The organism is Microbacterium oxydans (assembly GCF_900095745.1).
Taxonomy (GTDB): domain Bacteria; phylum Actinomycetota; class Actinomycetes; order Actinomycetales; family Microbacteriaceae; genus Microbacterium; species Microbacterium oxydans_B.
The window spans coordinates 65,153-82,932 of record NZ_FMIR01000006.1; the positions used below are offsets into that span (position 1 = coordinate 65,153).

Below are 17,780 nucleotides of genomic sequence, written 5' to 3' on the forward strand. Positions count from 1 at the left end.
CCGAGTGCTAGCATTGTGCTGTCAGGAGGCAGACATGGCGACCGTGACCATCCGGAATCTCAGCGACGATGTCGTCGTCGCACTCAAGGAACGCGCCCGGCGGAACTCTCGCTCGATGGAGGCCGAGGTGCGAGATGTGCTGACACGCTTGGCGCAGGGCGATGAGAGCGGGCTCGAAGTACAGCTCGAGCAGCGGATGCCCCGCCCGCGACGCTTTTCTGTCCCCTCGAGCGAGGTGATGGCGAGGGTCGATGCGAACCCGTCGACTCCGGAACAGGACAAGATGCGGGAGGAATGGCTGGCCGAACTGGAGGCCGACCGCAAGAACCCGTTCTTCCTCGACTCCTTCAGAGATCCGTGGGAGAGCCGTGATTCTTCTTGACACGAACGTCCTCATCCGGCTCGATGCCGTCCGATTGCCGCCGGCTGACGTGGCGCTCAGTGCAATCGCGTACTCCGAGCTGCAACTCGGAGTCGAGCGGGCGACAGATCCGGTTCTCCGTCGCCGTCGACGCAACGAACTGATGCGGTTGTCAGCGCTGCTCGAAGCCGACTGGCTTCCGTTCGATCAAGCCGCCGCCGATGGCTACGCGCGCCTCGCGTCACGGGTGATCCTGAACCGTCCCGCCCACGCCCGAAGCAAGGACATCATGCTGGCCGGGCACGCCTACGCGCTCGGCGCCGCCTTCCTCACGTTCAACCCGAAGGACTTCGAGCTCGTGTCCGACGAGGTCGAGATCATCGTCCCCGAACTGCGCTGACCCCGGGGTTCAGCTACGCGCAGCCCACCACTCGCGCAGCCGCTGCTCCACGACGTCGGGACCGAGCACGCCCTCGTCCAGACGCAGATCGAGCAGGAACCGGTACGCCTCGCCCACCCCGCGGCCCGGCGCGATGCCGAGCACCTGCTGGATGCGGTTGCCGTCGATCTCCGGACGGATGGAGTCGAGCTCCTCCTGCTCGCGCAGCGCCGCGATGCGCGACTCGATGTCGTCGTACGCGCTCGCCAGGCGTCCGGCCTTGCGCTTGTTGCGCGTGGTGACATCGGCGCGGGTGAGGATGTGCAGGCGCTCCAGCAGGTCACCCGCGTCGCGCACGTACCGCCGCACTGCGGCATCCGTCCAGGTGCCCTCGGCGTAACCGAAGAAGCGCAGATGCAGCTCGATCAGCGTGGAGACGGCATCGGTCGTGTCGGTATCGAACCGCAGGGACTGCAGGCGCTTGCGAGCCATGCGCGAGCCGACGACGTCGTGGTGGTGGAACGTCACCACGCCACCGGGCTCGAGCTTGCGCGTGCGCGGCTTGCCGATGTCGTGCAGCAGCGCGGCGAGGCGTAGCGGCACATCGGGGGCGGCGCCCGGATGCCGGGAGTGCTCGAGCTCGATCGCCTGGCTGAGCACGGTGAGGGAGTGTTCGTAGACGTCTTTGTGGTGGTGGTGCTCGTCGACCTCGAGGCGCAGTTCGGTGACCTCGGGGAGGAACTCGTCGATCAGACCGGTGTCGACCAGCACGCGGATACCGCGCACCGGATCGTCGGTCTGCATGAGGCGCACGACCTCGGACTGGATGCGCTCCGGGCTCACGATCTTGAGGGTCTCGCGCAGTTCGGCGATCGCCTCGGCCGTGGCCCCCTCGACGCGGAACCCGAGCTGGGCGCTGAAGCGGGCAGCACGCAGCATCCGCAGCGGGTCGTCGCCGAACGAGATCCGCGGGTCAGCTGGGGTGCGCAGGATGCCGGCGATGAGGTCTTCCACGCCACCGGTCGGATCGACCAGCTTCACGGCGGGTACCTGCAGCGCCATGGAGTTGACGGTGAAGTCGCGGCGCACGAGGTCGCCGTCTATCGTGTCGCCGAACTCGACAGTGGGCTTGCGGGTCACGCCGTCGTAGCTGTCGGCACGATAGGTCGTGATCTCGACCTGCTCGCCCTGCACGCGCGCACCGATCGTGCCGAATGCGCGACCGATGTCCCACTGCGCGGTCGAGATCGGGGTGACGATGGTCAGGATGTCGTCGGGCGCGGCGTTCGTCGTGAAGTCGAGGTCGTGCGTCGCCCGACCCAGCAGCGCATCGCGCACCGGACCACCGACCACGGCCAGGTCGAAACCGGCATCCGCGAACGCGGTCGCGAGGGTGCGGACGACCGCGTTCTCGGCGAGCGCACCGAGACGGGCGAGGCCGTCAGCCATGTTGAGCATGGTTTCCAGCGTACCGGGGCGGGCCGGTGGGGCTTCGGCAGGTACCGGACGCACCGTTCACCTCCCGGTCGCCCGAAGGCCAGCCTCCCGTCACCCGACACCGATGGGGTGGAGGAGCCCCGTGCGGCTGAGCACGGAACCCCACCCCCATGAAGGACTGACATGACCTCCCCCACCCCTGCGGTGCGCTGGCGGCGTCACGGACTGACGTCCGTCGCGCTCCTCGCCTTGCTCGGCGGCGCTGTCGTCGCCCCCGCGGCCCTCGCCGCCCCCGAGCCCGAGGTGCCGACCGGATCGCTGGTCACCGGCGACACCGCCTGGCACTACCTCGACGACGGATCCGACCCGTCGCCCGCCCCGGCCGCACTCCGCGACTGGACGCTCCCGGCGTTCGACGACGGCAGCTGGAAGACCGCTCCCGGCTCGTTCGGCGCGAAGAACGGCAAGCTCGGATCGGTAGGCCCTCAGACGCCGAAGACGCTCCTGAACCACTACCTCGACGGGGCTGCGGCGCCGACCGTGCCGACGTACTTCTTCCGCACGACGTTCGAGCTCGAGGCCGGAGTCGCCGAGCAGGTCGCGGCGCTGCAGAGCACCATCACCTACGACGACGCCGTGATCGTGTGGATCAACGGCGAAGAAGTCGCCCGCTATGTCGACGGCCGCATCACCGACACGAAGAACGTCGAGTACGCCGGCGACTCCAACGGCGACCCGCTCACGACCACGTTCAGCGCCGAGGGCGACCTGCTGCACGACGGCACCAACACGATCGCCGTCTCGCTGTTCCAGGACCGCGAGACCAGCTCCGACATCTACTTCGACATGTCGTCGCTGACCCTGGTGAAGGCATCCGACCCCGGTACGCCTGTGATCGCCCCGCCGACCCGCGTCATCCTGACCCCCACCGAGCAGCCCGCCATCTCCCAGGCGTTCTCCTGGCTCGCCGGCGACGCGTCGCACACGGTCGGACAGGTCGAGATCGCGCCGACCGCGGGTGGCGACATCCGCACCGTCGACGCGTACGACGCCGGTGTCGTGAACGGCAACCCGAACAAGCACTTCTCGGCGACCGTCACCGGTCTCACTGCGGCGACCGAATACCGCTACCGCGTCGGCCTGCCCGGCAGCTGGAGCGACTGGTACGAGTTCCGCACGGCCGACCCGAAGGCGACCGACTTCCAGTTCATCTACTACGGCGACGCGCAGATCGGACTCGACACCACGTGGCCGAGCGTCGTGAAGCAGGCGGAGGCCAACGCTCCGCGCTCGATCGGCTCCGTGCACGCGGGCGACCTGATCAACAAGTCCAGCAACGAGGACGAATGGGTCAACTGGTTCAAGGGCATGAAGGACTCGGCCGTGCGCACCAACGTGATGGCCGCCCCCGGCAACCACGAGTACTCGGGCGACAAGCTGCTCACCGCGTGGAAGGCCGCTTTCGAGTACCCGCACAACAACCCGTCGATGAGCTCCATCGGCGAACTGGCCGATCTCGCCAAGGGTGACACCGAGGTCGCGGCCCAGTACCGTGCCCTCTTCGAGCACTGGAGCGCCTTCGCCGCCGAGACCGCGTACTACACCGACTACCAGGGCGTGCGCTTCATCACGCTCAACGCGACGCGCGACGCGACCTTCCTCACCCCGCCGGCGCTGCCGTCGTGCACGAGTGCCGACTGCCCGATCGCCCAGGGCGAGGAGCTGTGGATCCGCTTCCAGGGCGCCTGGCTCGACCTGCTGCTGCAGAACAGCCCGTCGAAGTGGAACGTCGTCACCTTCCACCAGCCGGTCTTCTCGGCATCCGAGGGTCGCGACGAGCCGAAGCTCCGCGCCGACTGGGTCCCCGTGTTCCAGCGCAACGACATCGACCTGGTGCTCATGGGCCACGATCACACCTATGCTCGCGGCTACGTGAACACCGACGCGACCGAGACGCCCGGCATCACCACCGGCCCGGTCTACGTGGTGTCGAACTCCGGCGCGAAGCACTACGAGCTCGAGACGCCCGAGAAGAACGTCTGGACCAACAACGGCGCCACCCAGGTGCTGCGCGGCCAGGGCGTCACCACCTACCAGGTGATCGACGTATCGAAGAATCAGCTCGTCTACCGCTCGTACCTGGCGGAGAAGCAGCCGGATGCCACCACCGACCTCCCCGTCGGCGCCGTGTACGACACGTTCACGGTGACGAAGTCGGATGCCGGCGAGAAGTGGGTCACCGAGAAGGGCGTCACGCCTCCGGTCACGCCGGAGCCCGAGGTTCCCGCCGAGATCGAGCTGGGCGCAGCATCCGTCACGGCCGGCGGCACCCTCGCGGTCTCGGGCAGTGGCTTCGCGGAAGGCGCCGAGCTGCGACTCGAGCTGCGCTCCGACCCGGTGCAGCTGGGCACGGCCACCGCCGGTGCGGACGGATCGTTCCAGCGCACGGTGACGATCCCGGCCAACACTCCGGCCGGGGCGCACACGCTCGCCGCGATCCTGCCGGACGGCACCGAGGTCACGGCCTCCGTCACCGTCACCGCGGTGTCCGGCGGCGGAGCGGTCACTCCGGGCGACGGCTCGGGCGGTTCCGGTGGCCCGGACGGCGACCTCGCCACCACGGGTGCCGACAGCGTGCCGTACATCGTCGCGGCCGTCGTGCTCCTCGCGGCGGGCCTCGGCCTGTTCGCGATGCGCCGCCGTCGGCAGCACGCGGCGGTGGAGGTCATCGACGCGGAGTAGTCCGCAGCATCCACGGGCGCCGTCGGGGTTTCGACCTCGGCGGCGCCCTTGCTGCGCACAGATCTCCCATCGGTAACGATGCAGATTGCGCTCGCTGCGGGTCAGCCCCCTCCCCCACGCTCACCCTAGGCTCGTGCCATGCACCGTCGCTCCCGCCTCGTCCTCGCTTCCGCTGCAGCCGTACTGCTGGGATTCTCGCTCACCGCCTGCACCCCCGCGAGCACGGGCGGATCAGCCTCCCCGTCACCGACGTCATCGCCCGCCGATTCTCCTTCCGCCACCCCCACGCCGGCTGACCGCATCGTCGAGATCTCCGTCGACGGGCTTTCGGTCGACAGCGGACCCGTGATCGCGTACGACGACTCGGAGGGTGCTGTCGCCGCCCTCACCGATGCATTCGGATCGGCACCGATCGAAGGTCCGGTCGAGGGTCCCTATGGCAGCGTGTACGCCGGGTTCGATTGGGAAGGAACGAAAGCGACGGTCCGAGAGCCCCGTATCGATCTCGTCGTGTCGGCGGATGCCCCCGGCGTCACGTTCCGCACCCCGGAGGGCATCGGCATCGGTTCGACGCGCGCCGAGGCGATTGCCGCGGGAGCCGTGGACGGGTGGGATGAGGACGGCGACGGCACCGCCGACTATCTCAGTATCGGCGTCCGAGAGGTTCCTGGCACGTCGTCCCTCGTGAATCCCGGTGAGGTCGGTGTGGAGTACATCGACCTGAAGATCACCGACGACGCCGTCTCCCGTCTCAGCACTGGTGGCAACGACTTCAGCGACATCTGATTCGAGTCCACGGGTCAGGGGTGGCGAGCAGCCGACGACCTAGGTCACCAGCCTGACAGTCGGGATGGCAAGGACGCCGGACGTCAGTCGACGACGAACAGACGCGCGCCGGTCTCGGTGCTCGAGCGATGGGCTTCCATGTCCGTGCCGACCTGATAGCTCTCCCCGGCGTGCAGAGTGAAGGTCCGACCGTCTTCGAGCTCTGTCTCGAGGGTGCCCTCGACGACGAACAGCACGTGGCCGCGCGAGCACCAGTGGTCGGCGACGTAGCCCGGCGAGTATTCGACCATGCGGATGCGGGTGTCGCCGATCTGCTGTGATCGCCAGACCGCCTGCCCCGTGATTCCCGGGTGGATGGTGGGTTCGATCTCCGCCCAGGTGGTGGTGCTGAAGGCGTGTCCGGGAAGGTTCATCGGTTCAGTATGGGTCATCGGCGACGCTCCACCCTGCCGCGCCGAAGAGACCACCGACGCCTCAGCGCGACCCCGGACTGGGATAACCTTCCACCGAGTCCGTCCCGCTGAAGGAGAGCCCGTGCCCGCGAACGATGTGATGGCCGACGACACCGATCGGATCGTCGCCGCGGCCCTGCAGGTGAACGGCCGTGCGTCGTGGGGAGAGATCGCCCGCGTGGTCGACCTGCCCGAGCGCACCGTCGCCCGTCGCGGTCAGCGGCTGCTCGATCGCGGACTGGTCCGCGTCTCCACCTACGTCGACCCCGCCCGCGTACTGCACGCCCGCGCGGTGCTGTTCCGCATCACGACCGACCCGCACGCCCTGTGGCACGTCGCGCGCACCCTCGCCCGGCGCGCGGATGCCTCATCGGTCTCGGTGCTCGAGGGCAGCAGTGACATCGCCGGCATGCTGCTCCCCCACGACGACGCCTCGATCCGCGAGCTGCTGTTCACCGACTTCCCCGAGCTCGAGGGCATCGACTCGATCAACGTCACCACGGTCCTGAAGTTCTTCCGCTCGGGGCACGACTGGCGTGCGGGCGTGCTGACCGACGAACAGGCACGCATGCTCGACGAGTCGTCCGGCTCGGAGGTCGACCCCGCCGACTCCCTGAGCGACGATGAGGAGGCTCTGATCCGACTGCTCCTGAAGGACGGGCGGATGCCGGTGGCCCAGCTCTCCCGCGCCCTGGGCCTCAACGTCACGACGACCCGGCGACGCATGGAGTCGCTGAGCCGCCGCGGACTGATGCACCCGCGCACCGAGGTGGTGCCGAGCCTGTTCGGTCTGGGACTCGAGGCTCTCGTATGGCTGCGCGTGCCGATGGCCCGGCTCGAGAAGGTGGGCGCGGCCCTCGCCGCCGCCCCCGAGGTGAAGTTCATCGCGGCCACCACCGGCACCTCGCAGCTGCTCGCCAATGTGCTCGTGAAGGACGCCGACGAGTTCTACCGCTTCCTCACCGGCCCGGCAGTCGCAGGGCATGAGGGTCTCGAGGTCGTGGAGTCGCTCGTGGTGATCACCCCGGTGCTGCGCGGCTCGCTGATCGTCGACGAAGCGCCCGAGGCGCTGGCGAACGACATGCCTACCGGCGCCATCCGCCTATAGGCCGATTCTGTTACTGACATGTAACGAAATGGCGAGATAGTTCTTAACCGCTTGACCTAGTGGCGAAATAGGGCGAGTATCCTCTCCAGGGCCAACACCCCTGGAGAGGACGATCGTGTTCACGGCTACGGGAGACGACTGGGCGGATCGCGCTGCGACGCTGCCCCTGCACACGCGCATGTTCATCGACGGCGCGTGGGAGGCGGGCTCTGCCGAGCCGCTGACTCCCGTGAGCCCGCGAGATGGTCGTGCGCTCCCGCCGATCACGGCCGCCTCCGCCGCCGACGTCGACCGGGCCGTCCGCTCGGCCCGCGCCGCGTTCGACTCCGGCGTCTGGTCGCGCATCGCACCCCGCGAGCGCGGACAGCTGCTCATCGCCTTCGCGCAGAAGATCCACGACAACGCCGAGGAGCTCGCCCTCACGATCTCGCTCGAGATGGGCAAGCCCATCCGCGAGGCCCTGCAGACCGAGCTGCGCGCGGTCGTGAACTGCTTCCGCTGGTACGGCGAGGCCGCCGACAAGGTGCTCGACGAGATGCCGGTCACCGCGCCGAACAGCCTCGCCCTGGTCACCCGCGAGCCGGCCGGAGTGGTCGCCGCCGTCGTGCCATGGAACTTCCCGCTGACGATGACCGCGTGGAAGCTCGCCCCCGCCCTCGCGGTCGGCAACAGCGTCGTGCTCAAGCCCGCCGAGCACACCACGTTCTCCGCGCTGCGCCTCGCCGAGCTCGCGGTCGAGGCCGGCATCCCCGCCGGCGTCCTCAACGTCACGCCCGGCACCGGCCAGGTCGCCGGCCGCGCACTCGGCGAACACCCCGACGTCGACGTGGTCACCTTCACCGGCTCGCCCGAGGTCGGCCGGAAGTTCCTCGGCTACTCGGCCGCGTCCAACGGCAAGCGCGTCTGGCCCGAGCTCGGCGGCAAGACCGCGAGCCTGGTGCTGCCGGATGCCGACCTGGAACGGGCCGTGCGCGCCACCGCCGACGGCTGCTTCTACAACCAGGGGCAGATGTGCACGGCATCCTCCCGCCTGCTGGTGCCGCGTTCTCAGCGCGACCGCGCGCTGGAGATCGCGGCCGAGGTCGCGCGCACGAGCCTCCCCGCCGACCCGTTCGACGTCGCCACCTCGATGGGCGCGATCGTCAGCGAGAGGCAGCTCGCGGGCATCGCCGGATTCGTCGAGCGCGCCCAGGCCGAGGGCGGCGAGCTCGCCGCCGGCAGTGCCGAGCGGTTCCGGGCCGTCGACGGCGGCAGCTACTTCGCCCCGGTCGTGCTCGGCGTCACCCCCGAACACGAGGTCGCCCAGCGCGAGGTCTTCGGTCCTGTGCTCTCCGTCATCGCGTACGACGACGTCGAAGACGCACTCGCGATCGCCAACGGCACCGAGTTCGGTCTGGCCGCCGCCCTCTGGAGCACCGACCTCAATGCCGTGCACACCCTGTCGCGACGCCTGCGCGCCGGAGTCGTCTGGGTCAACTGCTTCGAGGAGGGCGACATGACGATCCCCTTCGGCGGCGTCAAGGGATCGGGCTTCGGCCGCGACAAGAGCCTGCACGCCCTGGAGAAGTTCACCGACCTGAAGACCACCTGGATCGAGCTCTCGTGACCCGCCCGTTCATCGGCATCACCACCTGGCGTCGTTTCATCGAAACCGACCTCGGAAGCGGTCGCCCGGCCCACAGCCTGGGCACGGAGTACGCGGCGCCCATCGAGGCCGCGGGCGGCGCCGTGGTGCTGCTGCCGCCGACCGCCGGTGTCGACGAGGTGCTCGATCGCCTCGACGGGCTGGTGCTCTCCGGCGGAGAAGACGTGCACCCCTCGCGCTACGGCGCCGCGCCGCAGGAGGGCAAGAACTACGACCCCTCGCGCGACGGCTACGAACTCGCGCTCGCCCGCGGAGCCCGTGAACGCGGTCTGCCGGTGCTGGCGATCTGCCGCGGCCTCCAGGTCAGCAACGTCGCCTTCGGAGGATCGCTGATCGTCGACATCCCGACGACCGCCGACCACCAGCCCGTGCGCGGCGCCGACCAGCAGCTGGCGGCCCGGCATCCGATCACGCTCGCCGAAGGCAGCCGTCTCGCGGCGCTCTACGGCACGCGGAATCGCGTCGTGAACACCATCCACCACCAGTCGATCGACGTCCCCGCCCCCGGCCTCCATCCGGTCGCCTGGGCGCCGGACGGCATCGTCGAAGCCGTCGAGGCCGACGACGACTGGCCCTTCTGGGCGGTGCAGTGGCACCCCGAGAAGATGATCGCCCCCGATGAGGCCGCAGAGGAGATGCCGCTGTTCGCGGCGTTCGTCTCGGCCGCCCGTGAACGCGCAGCGGAACACCCCGCTGCAGAGAAAGGAACACGATGACCAAGCAGGTCTTCCTCGAGTACGAGAACGGCGTCCGCGCCGTCGCCACCCTGTTCGAGGACCTCGCCCCTCGCACCTGCGAGGCCATGTGGGGTGCGCTGGAGAAGCCGGTCACCATGCAGGCGATGCACGCGATGTACGCCGGACCCGAGGTCATGGTCGGCCTTCCCGAAGAGGCCCAGAACTTCGACCCCGAGAAGGTGCCGTTCGAGAACCAGCAGGTCGTGCCCGCACCGGGTGACCTGCAGTGGTACTGGCAGCGTCCGATGCAGATGGGCGGCCTGCCGTTCGAGTGGTACGAGATCGGAGTCTTCTACGATCGTGGTGCCCGTACTCTCGGCCCGCTCGGATGGACACCCGTCAACATCTGGGGCGGCATCACCGAAGGACTCGCGGAATTCGCCAAGGAGAGCGCCGCGATCCGCATCGACGGAGCTAAGCAGCTCACCATCGGACGCCTGGTCTAAGGCGTTCACTCAGTGCTGGACCCATCCCGAAGGAGCAGTGCATGAATACCCGAAGAATTCTCACCACCGGAGCGCTCGTCGCCACCGGCGCCCTCATCCTCGCCGGCTGCGCATCCGGTGACGACACCGCATCCTCCGGCGACAAGGAGTTCGCCGGCGAGACCATCGTCGTCACCTCTTTCGGCGGCGACTGGGAGAAGGCCTTCATCGAGGCCGTCGTCGATCCCTTCGAGGAGGAGACCGGCGCCAAGGTCGAGCTGATCACGCTGTACAGCGCCGACGCCCTCGCACAGGTCACCGCCCAGAAGGCCAGCCCGCAGATCGATGTCGTGCACTTCTCGGGCGGCCAGGAGTTCACGGCCGCTCAGGACGGGCTCATCGCCCCGATCGCGGCCGACGACCTGTCCGAGTCCGGTGACCTGATCGACCTCGCGACCGCGGGGCTCGAGCGCGGCGAAGGCCCCGTCATCCAGCTGGCGCCGATCGGACTCGTCTACAACACCGAGGCGGATGCTCCGGCGCCCACCTCGTGGCTCGACCTGTTCGACGACGCGTACGCCGGTCACGTTGCCCTCACGGACTTCTCGAACACGTACGGCGTGCTCTCGATGCTCCGAGTCGCCGACGCTCTCGGCGGCGGAATCGACGACCCCTCGAAGGCCATCGCCGACCTCGGGGCACTCGCCTCGGCGGGTGACGCGATCGTGGTCCCGACGTCGCCCGACCTGCAGACCGCCTTCGCCCAGCGCGACACGTGGATCGCTCCCTACGCGATGGACTACGCCGGCACACTGCAGGATGCGGGTCTTCCGGTCGAGTTCATCGTGCCCGAGGAGGGCGCCACCGCCTCCCTCATCACGGCGAACGTCGTCGAGGGCCGGGACAACCCCGACCTCGCGAAGCTCTTCATCGACTTCGAGCTGCGCCCCGAAGCGCAGGCCGTCTTCGCGGAGAACATGCGGTACTCGCCGGTCAACACCAAGGCGGAGCTCTCGGACGACGCGGCGGATGCGGTCCTCACGGGCGACGAGCTCGACACGGTCGTGGTCTACGCGCCCGGCGACATCGCCGCCGACCGTCAGTCCTGGACCGACGAGTGGAATGCGCTGATCACCAAATGAGCGTCCGAACCCGTAGGGAGCCCTGGCTCCTGCTCCTGCCGGCGATCGCACTGCTCGCGCTCGCCTTCGTCACGCCGGTGGCCGGCATGCTCCTCATGAGCGTGCAATCGTCGGCAGGCGGGTTCACCCTCGACAACTTCACCCGGTTGTTCACGAGTGAATATCACCTCCAGGCGGCGCTCCGTTCGCTCCGCCTGGGGGTGATCCAGACGGTGATCACGCTCGTGATCGCCATCCCCCTCTCCTACGTGATGGCCCGAGCCGGCTCGAAGGTGCGCTCCTTCCTCCTAATCGTCGTGATCCTCCCGCTCATGACGAGCGTCGTGGTCCGCACGTTCGGATGGGTCGTCCTGATGGGACCCTCCGGGCTGATGATGCAGATCCCCGGCGCGGAGTTCCTCGTCGGCGGCACCCAGGGCTTCCTCGGCACCGAGACCGGCGTCGTGATCGCCATGGTGCAGGTGCTCCTCCCCTTCGCGGTGCTCAGCATCCTCGGTGTCATCTCGGGCATCACCCCGCAGCTCGAAGAGGCGTCCCGCACCCTCGGCGCCGGATTCTGGCGCACGCTGCGGCACGTCGTCCTCCCCCTCGCTGTGCCCGGCATCGTCGCCGGCGCCTCGCTCGTCTTCGTCCTGTCGGTGAGCTCGTTCATCACCCCCCGCTTCATCGGCGGAGCCCAGATCCCGGTGTTCGCGCAGACCATCTACGTCGACGCGACCACCAACCTCGACTGGTCGTTCGCGGCCGCGCAGGCCGTGCTGCTGTTCGCCGGGGTCATGCTCGTGCTCGCAGCGACGTCCCGGCTCGGGAAGCAGAAGGTGTGACCATGGTCCGTTCCGTTCCGATCCTCGGCAGAATCCTCGCGATCGTCCTCGGCGTCATCGTGACGCTGTACATGCTCGTGCCGCTCATGGTCGTCGCCGGCGCCTCGGTCGGCGAGAACCGCTTCCTGACCTTTCCCGGGCAGGGCTTCACGCTCGACTGGTACGTCGAAGCGCTCACCTCCGACACGTACCTCGAGCCGTTCCGCCTGAGCCTGCTCGTGGGTATCACCGTCGCGATCCTCGCCGCCGCGATCGGCACCGCGGCCGCGCTCGCGCTCACCCGCTTCAAGGTTCCCGGCGGTGCGGCCATCCAGGCGCTGCTGATGTCGCCGCTGACGATCCCCACGATCATCCTCGCCATCGGCGCCCTCTCCATCGCGTCGCTCACGATCGGCTCGCCCAACGTGGGTGTGCTGATCGCGATCCACATCGTCATCGCGATCCCCTACGTGATGCGCACCGTGACCGGTGTGATGACCCGCGCCGACCACTTCACCGAGGAGGCGGCGCGCACTCTCGGTGCCAGCACCTGGAACCGCTATCGGCTGGTCGTGCTCCCGATCGCCCGCCCCGGCATCGCCGCCGGTGCCTTCTTCGCCTTCAACATCTCGTTCGACGATGCGGTCATCGCCCTCTTCCTGCGCACCCCGCAGCTCGAGACGCTCCCCATCGCCATCTACGGCCAGCTGGAGTTCAGCACGTCGCCCACCGTGGCGGCCGTCTCGACTCTCATGGTCCTGCTCACCGTCGTCCTCATGATCGTGCTCGAACGCATCATCGGCCTGGGAAGGTTGTTCGTCTGATGACAACACTCACCATCACCTCACTCACCAAGGACTTCAAGGGGACGAAGGTGCTCAAGGGCATCGACCTCTCGATGCAGTCCGGAGAGTTCGTCTCCCTCCTCGGCCCCTCGGGCTGCGGAAAGACGACACTCCTGCGCTGCATCGCGGGTCTCGAGTCGCCCAGCGGCGGCACGATCGAGATCGCGGGTCAGGATGTGACCAAGCTCCCGCCCGAGAAGCGGCACCTCGGCATGATGTTCCAGAGCTACGCGCTCTTCCCGCACATGAGCGTGGTCGAGAACGTGCGCTTCGGTCTGCGGATGTCGGGCGAGAAGTCCAAGGCCGAGCAGAAGGAGCTGGCTGTACGAGCTCTGGAGCGCGTGCAGATGGGACACCTCGCCGATCGGATGCCGGCGCAACTGTCGGGCGGTCAGCAGCAGCGCGTCGCACTCGCCCGCGCCATCGCCTTCGAGCCCCGCGTGCTCCTGCTCGACGAGCCGCTGTCGAACCTCGACGCCCGGCTGCGTGAAGACATGCAGGTCGAGCTGAAGGAGCTGCACCGCACACTCGGGCTCACCACCGTGTTCGTCACGCACGACCAGGAGGAGGCGATGAGCCTCTCCGACCGGATCGTCCTCATGAACGGCGGTGTGATCGAGCAGGAGGGTGCACCGGCCGAGCTCTACGGCGCACCGCGCACCCCGTTCGCCGCCGACTTCATCGGGGCGGCGAACCTCCTTCCGGCGACCCGCTCGGGCGCTGTCGCGACGCTCGACGGAACAGGGATCCAGATGCCGTTGACCGGCGCGGGCCCGGACGGCGGCGGAGAGGTGGTGCTCCGTCAGGAGGACCTGCACCTGTCCCCCACCGTCGGCGCGGACGCCCCGGTGAGCGTCGACGTCATCGCCCACGTCTACCGCGGGGCCGACATCGTCTACATCGTCGAGCTCGCCGGCAAGCGGATGAGGGTCGTGCGTCCCCGGCACGAGGATCCGATCCCCGAAGGCACCGCCGGTCTCGGCTGGCGCGCTGGCGCCCTGCTCTGGATCGCCGCCGCCTGAAGGCCCGGCCCCTCGATCACCGACCCGACGCATCTTCACCAGGGGTAGTTCCACGGCATCCCACGGCGATGAGACGCCACGGCCATAGGATCGCGGCATGGCCGACGATGACGTGCAGTCCTCCCCCGCACCCGACACCTCCCGCCGAGGCTTCTTCAAGATCGGCGGGGCGGCCCTCGCGGGCGCGGTCGTCGGTGGCGCGGGCGGCGCTGCCATCGGAGCATCCGTCGCGGCGGGTGCGCGCGACGGCTTCGCCGACGATCCGGACCCGTACGCCGCGCTGACCCCGCGCAGTGAGCCGGGGTTCGACCACGTCGTGGTCGTGATGGGCGAGAACCGCTCGTTCGACAATCTCCTCGGGTATCTCTACTCGAAGGAGAACCTGCCGGCGGGTGAGACGTTCGAGGGCTTGGCATTCGGCACGCACAGCAACAAGGCGTCCGACGGCACCGTGGTCGAGGCGCACGTCTACGAGGGCGAGACCGATCGGATCATGAGTCACCCCGATCCCGATCCGGGTGAGGAGTATCCGCACGTCAACACCCAGATCTTCGGAACGGTGGATCCGAAGTCGAATGCCGAGCTCTTCGTCGACCAGATGGAGGCGCCCTACAACGCCCCGACGAACGGCGAGAAGGCCTCGATGTCGGGGTTCCTCCAGGACTACATCATCAACTTCCGTCGGCTGCGCAAGGGCAAGGAGCCGAGCGTCGACGAGGCGAAGCACATCATGGGCTCCTTCTCCCCCGCGATGCTGCCGGTGCTGTCGACGCTCGCCGCCGAGTTCGCGGTGTTCGACCACTGGTACGCCGGCGTCCCGTCACAGACGTTCTGCAATCGCTCCTTCTTCCACGCCTCGACGTCGCACGGCTTCGTGACGAACCAGGCCGGCGGCGGCTACGACAAGTGGATCGATGCACCCGCAGCGCCGACGGTGTTCAACCGGCTCGAAGAGAAGAAGCTCGACTGGAAGATCTACATCGACAAGCTCCAACTCGTCTCCTTCACCGGCATGCTGCACGCACCGGTGCTGGAGAAGTACTGGCGCACGGATCACTTCGGCACGATGGAGGACTTCTACGCCGACGCGAAAGACGGCAAGCTCCCCGCGTACGCCTTCATCGAGCCGCGGATGGTCTACGACCACAACGACTTCCACCCGCCGTTCGGCTCACCGCGGGAGGGCTTCGTCGAGGGCGAAGAGGTCTTCGACAGCGCGATCTCCGACGTGCGCGCGGGTGACCTGCTGATCCACGACATCTACGAGGCGGTGCGCACGAGCGCGTCGCCGACGGGGTCGAACGCCGTCAACACCCTGCTGCTGATCACCTTCGACGAACACGGCGGATGCTACGACCACGTGCCGCCGCCCGCCGCAACGAAGCCCACGAAAGACACCGAAGCGGGTGAGATGGGATTCACCTTCGATCGACTCGGATGCCGTGTCCCGGCCATCGCCGTGTCGGCGTACACGAAGCGCGGCACGATCATCCACGACGAGATGCACCACGGCTCGGTCACGGCGACGCTCTCGCGTCTGCACGGTCTGAAGCCGCTCAACGACCGCGACGCCTCGGCCAACACCCTGTTCAACGTCGTGAATCTGGATCAGCCCCGGCATCCGGCCGACTGGCCGACGACGAAGCCCTCGTACACGCCGCCGAATCCGGAGGAAGCGGTGCCGCAACCCGATGTGAAGGAGCACCTCAAGCCGCTGACGCCCCCGGCACGCGGGCTGCTCGGGCTGCTTCTGGCCCGGTACGGCAAACCCGGCGAGAAGGAGCCGGAGACCTTCGCCGACGCGTACAAGCTGCTCCACGAGCACGGCGAGGAGCTGTTCGGCCCGCCGAAGAGCAGCTGACCGCGATCGCAGTCTTCGCCCGCGGTCGCACGATTCCCGGGGGACTGTGCGACGCGGGTGCGACTCTCCGCCCGGGCTACTTCCGCGCGGAGCGCCGGCGGCCGAGGATCAGGAGTGTCGCGCCGAGGAGGAGAACGGCAGCACCGCCGGCCGCCCACGCGAGCGTCTCGGGCCCGAGTCCCGTCGCGGGAAGCGGGTCGGTCCCGTTGCCCCCACTGGTCGGCGGAGTGCTCGGGTCCGGCGGGTCGGTCGGGTCCGGCGGCACGACGACGGCATCGGCGGCGAGCGTGAAGTCCTGCTCGGCGATCACGTCTCCGGCGGCGGTGATGACGACCGTGCGCGTCGCCGAGCCGACGACGCTCGTGCCCGTCGGGGGCACAACCGTGAGGGTGTAGGCGCCGGGCGGCAGGGCGCCGAGCCCGAACGTGCCGTCCGCGTCGGACGTGAGCTGCTGCGGCGCGCCCGGTCCGGTGAGTGTCACCACCACGCCCGCGACGGGGGCACCGTCGTCATCGCGCACGGAGCCGTCGATCGCGCCGAGGCGCGCCAGCTCGAAGTCCACGTTCTCCACGTCGACCGCGGCCACCTGTTCGTTCCGCGTGGCCGGAGACGTCGCGACGAATCCCGCGGGCGTCGTCATCGTGATCGTGTAGTCACCGGCAGCGAGTCGGGGGAACGAGTACGCCCCCGACGCATCCGTCACCCGTGTGAGGGTCGCCCCGCCGGGAGCGACCGCGGTCACGGTGACGCCGGCCACACCCGTGCCGTTGGCGCGCACCGCGCCGCGCAGGTCGGCGTTCTCGGCGACCACGAAGTCCACGTCGGTGATCGGAGTCTCGCTGCCGTCCGGAACCGTCACGGGCGGCGGCTGAGTGGCGACCGTGTAGCCCGGCGGGGTCGTGATCGACACGGGATGCGTCCCGACGGCCACCTGGTCGAACAGGTAGTTCCCGTCAGCATCCGTCGTCGTGGTCTGGCCGTCGATCGTGACGGTCGCACCGGGGACCGCAGCACCGGTGGTGTCGGTCACGGTTCCGGAGACCGCGACGGGCACGATGTCGCGCAGCCCGAAGTCGGCGACCGCGTCGCCCGCACTGAGGTTCGCGGCGACTGTGGTCGGGCCGGTCGAGATCTTGCCCGCGGGCGGGGTGACGCGCACCGTGTACCCGTCAGACGCGACGAACCCGGGGAAGGAGTAGGTTCCGTCCGCCGCCGTGGTCGTCGTCCCCACGACCGTGCCGTTCGCGTCCGTCAGCGTGAGGGTGACGCCGGGCGTCGGCGCCCCCGTGTCGGTGACGGTGCCGGTGATGTCCTGGGCGATCGACGCGAACCACGTCTGGTAGACGGGAAGGCCCGAGCGGCGGGTGAAGATCAGGCTGAGGGAGCTGATCGGGGTGCTCGGCTCGAACCAGGCCGCCGCGCCGCTGGTGTCCAGGGCCGCCGCGTTGCCGGTGAGGGTGAGGGTCGTGGCATCCCAGCTCGGCACGTCATCGGCAGCACCGGTGCACGAAGGCTTCCCCGCGATTCCGGGGGCGCAGTAGTTGAACCGGTCCCGCAGCCCGATCTCGGTCGCGTCGAGCACATGTCCATCGGGGGCGACGGCCTGGATGCGCACCGAGTCCGCGTCGATGTCCCCCACTGCGAAGGCCCATCCCGAAGTCGGGGTCGGCGTCGCGAAGGAGTACGTCGTGGTCGAGGGGCTCGTGGCGTTGTCGGCCCGGGGGCGCAGGTTCAGGTACGGCTGGTCCCTGCTCGAGCCGTACTTCGCCCCGATCGCGGTGCCCTCCGAGAGCCAGGTCGAGGCACCGCTGATCACGCCGACCTGTCCGCCGCGCGAATCGCTGGTCACGGTCGCGGTGATGGCGGGCTTCGCCGCCACCTGCACCGACGTCGTGAATGCCCCGCCGACACCGACGAGCGGCTGCCAGGTCGCCCAGGAGGCGACGGTCGCGGCCGAGGCCGGGAGGGCGCCGACGAGCACCGCGATGAGGACGATGGTTCCGGCGATGGTCGCTCTGCGAGAGGCACGCATGCG

At 68.9% G+C, this 17,780-nt stretch carries 16 protein-coding genes; 13 read left to right on the forward strand and 3 right to left on the reverse strand.

Annotated elements, in window-relative coordinates:
- Positions 1-34: 34 nt before the first annotated feature.
- The gene (locus BQ2383_RS01110; protein WP_091027920.1) at positions 35-382 is read left to right on the forward strand and encodes a FitA-like ribbon-helix-helix domain-containing protein; all 348 of its coding nucleotides are present in this window, start codon (positions 35-37) and stop codon (positions 380-382) included.
- On the forward strand, positions 369-761 hold the full coding sequence (locus tag BQ2383_RS01115) for a type II toxin-antitoxin system VapC family toxin (RefSeq protein ID WP_140403279.1): 393 nt from the start codon (positions 369-371) through the stop codon (positions 759-761). The genes BQ2383_RS01110 and BQ2383_RS01115 overlap by 14 nt, the downstream gene beginning before the upstream one ends.
- Before the next feature lie 9 nt (positions 762-770).
- Here BQ2383_RS01115 and BQ2383_RS01120 read toward each other — a convergent pair whose 3' ends face one another.
- A complete protein-coding gene (locus tag BQ2383_RS01120; protein ID WP_091027928.1) occupies positions 771-2,198 on the reverse strand; it encodes a CCA tRNA nucleotidyltransferase in 1,428 nt (475 codons plus the stop codon).
- A 162-nt stretch (positions 2,199-2,360) separates the two neighbouring features.
- Between BQ2383_RS01120 and BQ2383_RS01125 the strand changes: the two genes are divergently transcribed.
- Together BQ2383_RS01125 and BQ2383_RS01130 are read left to right on the forward strand one after the other, a co-directional pair.
- A complete protein-coding gene (locus BQ2383_RS01125) occupies positions 2,361-4,919 on the forward strand; it encodes a purple acid phosphatase family protein (protein WP_091027931.1) in 2,559 nt (852 codons plus the stop codon).
- Positions 4,920-5,057: 138 nt separating this feature from the next.
- Positions 5,058-5,705: a hypothetical protein gene (locus BQ2383_RS01130; RefSeq protein ID WP_091027935.1), complete on the forward strand. Its 648-nt coding sequence runs from the start codon at positions 5,058-5,060 to the stop codon at positions 5,703-5,705.
- Between the two features lie 83 nt (positions 5,706-5,788).
- Here the strand turns inward: BQ2383_RS01130 and BQ2383_RS01135 are convergent, their stop codons facing one another.
- Positions 5,789-6,118: a DHCW motif cupin fold protein gene (locus BQ2383_RS01135; RefSeq protein WP_091027940.1), complete on the reverse strand. Its 330-nt coding sequence runs from the start codon at positions 6,116-6,118 to the stop codon at positions 5,789-5,791.
- 121 nt (positions 6,119-6,239) lie between these two features.
- Here BQ2383_RS01135 and BQ2383_RS01140 point away from each other — a divergent pair, with 121 nt between their 5' ends.
- The 9 genes from BQ2383_RS01140 (at position 6,240) to BQ2383_RS01180 (ending at position 15,745) form a co-directional block, all read left to right on the forward strand.
- Positions 6,240-7,265, forward strand: coding sequence for an Lrp/AsnC family transcriptional regulator (locus BQ2383_RS01140; protein ID WP_167381508.1), 1,026 nt, complete (start codon positions 6,240-6,242; stop codon positions 7,263-7,265).
- A gap of 115 nt (positions 7,266-7,380) precedes the next feature.
- Positions 7,381-8,871: an aldehyde dehydrogenase family protein gene (locus tag BQ2383_RS01145; RefSeq protein WP_091027946.1), complete on the forward strand. Its 1,491-nt coding sequence runs from the start codon at positions 7,381-7,383 to the stop codon at positions 8,869-8,871.
- The gene (locus tag BQ2383_RS01150) at positions 8,868-9,626 is read left to right on the forward strand and encodes a gamma-glutamyl-gamma-aminobutyrate hydrolase family protein (protein ID WP_167381509.1); all 759 of its coding nucleotides are present in this window, start codon (positions 8,868-8,870) and stop codon (positions 9,624-9,626) included. The genes BQ2383_RS01145 and BQ2383_RS01150 overlap by 4 nt, the downstream gene beginning before the upstream one ends.
- Entirely contained in the window at positions 9,623-10,093 is a 471-nt protein-coding gene (locus BQ2383_RS01155; protein WP_017829890.1) for a DUF3830 family protein, read from the forward strand. The genes BQ2383_RS01150 and BQ2383_RS01155 overlap by 4 nt, the downstream gene beginning before the upstream one ends.
- A gap of 41 nt (positions 10,094-10,134) precedes the next feature.
- Complete coding sequence (locus tag BQ2383_RS01160) at positions 10,135-11,214, forward strand: ABC transporter substrate-binding protein (protein WP_091027949.1); 1,080 nt, start codon at positions 10,135-10,137, stop codon at positions 11,212-11,214.
- Positions 11,211-12,038, forward strand: a complete 828-nt coding sequence (locus tag BQ2383_RS01165; protein ID WP_029264225.1) for an ABC transporter permease — start codon at positions 11,211-11,213, stop codon at positions 12,036-12,038. Before BQ2383_RS01160 ends, BQ2383_RS01165 begins: the two co-directional genes overlap by 4 nt.
- Before the next feature lie 2 nt (positions 12,039-12,040).
- The gene (locus BQ2383_RS01170; protein ID WP_205829381.1) at positions 12,041-12,841 is read left to right on the forward strand and encodes an ABC transporter permease; all 801 of its coding nucleotides are present in this window, start codon (positions 12,041-12,043) and stop codon (positions 12,839-12,841) included.
- Complete coding sequence (locus BQ2383_RS01175; protein ID WP_091027956.1) at positions 12,841-13,884, forward strand: ABC transporter ATP-binding protein; 1,044 nt, start codon at positions 12,841-12,843, stop codon at positions 13,882-13,884. Before BQ2383_RS01170 ends, BQ2383_RS01175 begins: the two co-directional genes overlap by 1 nt.
- A 97-nt stretch (positions 13,885-13,981) precedes the next feature.
- Positions 13,982-15,745, forward strand: coding sequence for an alkaline phosphatase family protein (locus BQ2383_RS01180; RefSeq protein ID WP_091027959.1), 1,764 nt, complete (start codon positions 13,982-13,984; stop codon positions 15,743-15,745).
- Positions 15,746-15,821: 76 nt separating this feature from the next.
- Here the strand turns inward: BQ2383_RS01180 and BQ2383_RS01185 are convergent, their stop codons facing one another.
- Complete coding sequence (locus BQ2383_RS01185) at positions 15,822-17,777, reverse strand: MSCRAMM family protein (protein ID WP_167381510.1); 1,956 nt, start codon at positions 17,775-17,777, stop codon at positions 15,822-15,824.
- Positions 17,778-17,780: the final 3 nt, after the last annotated feature.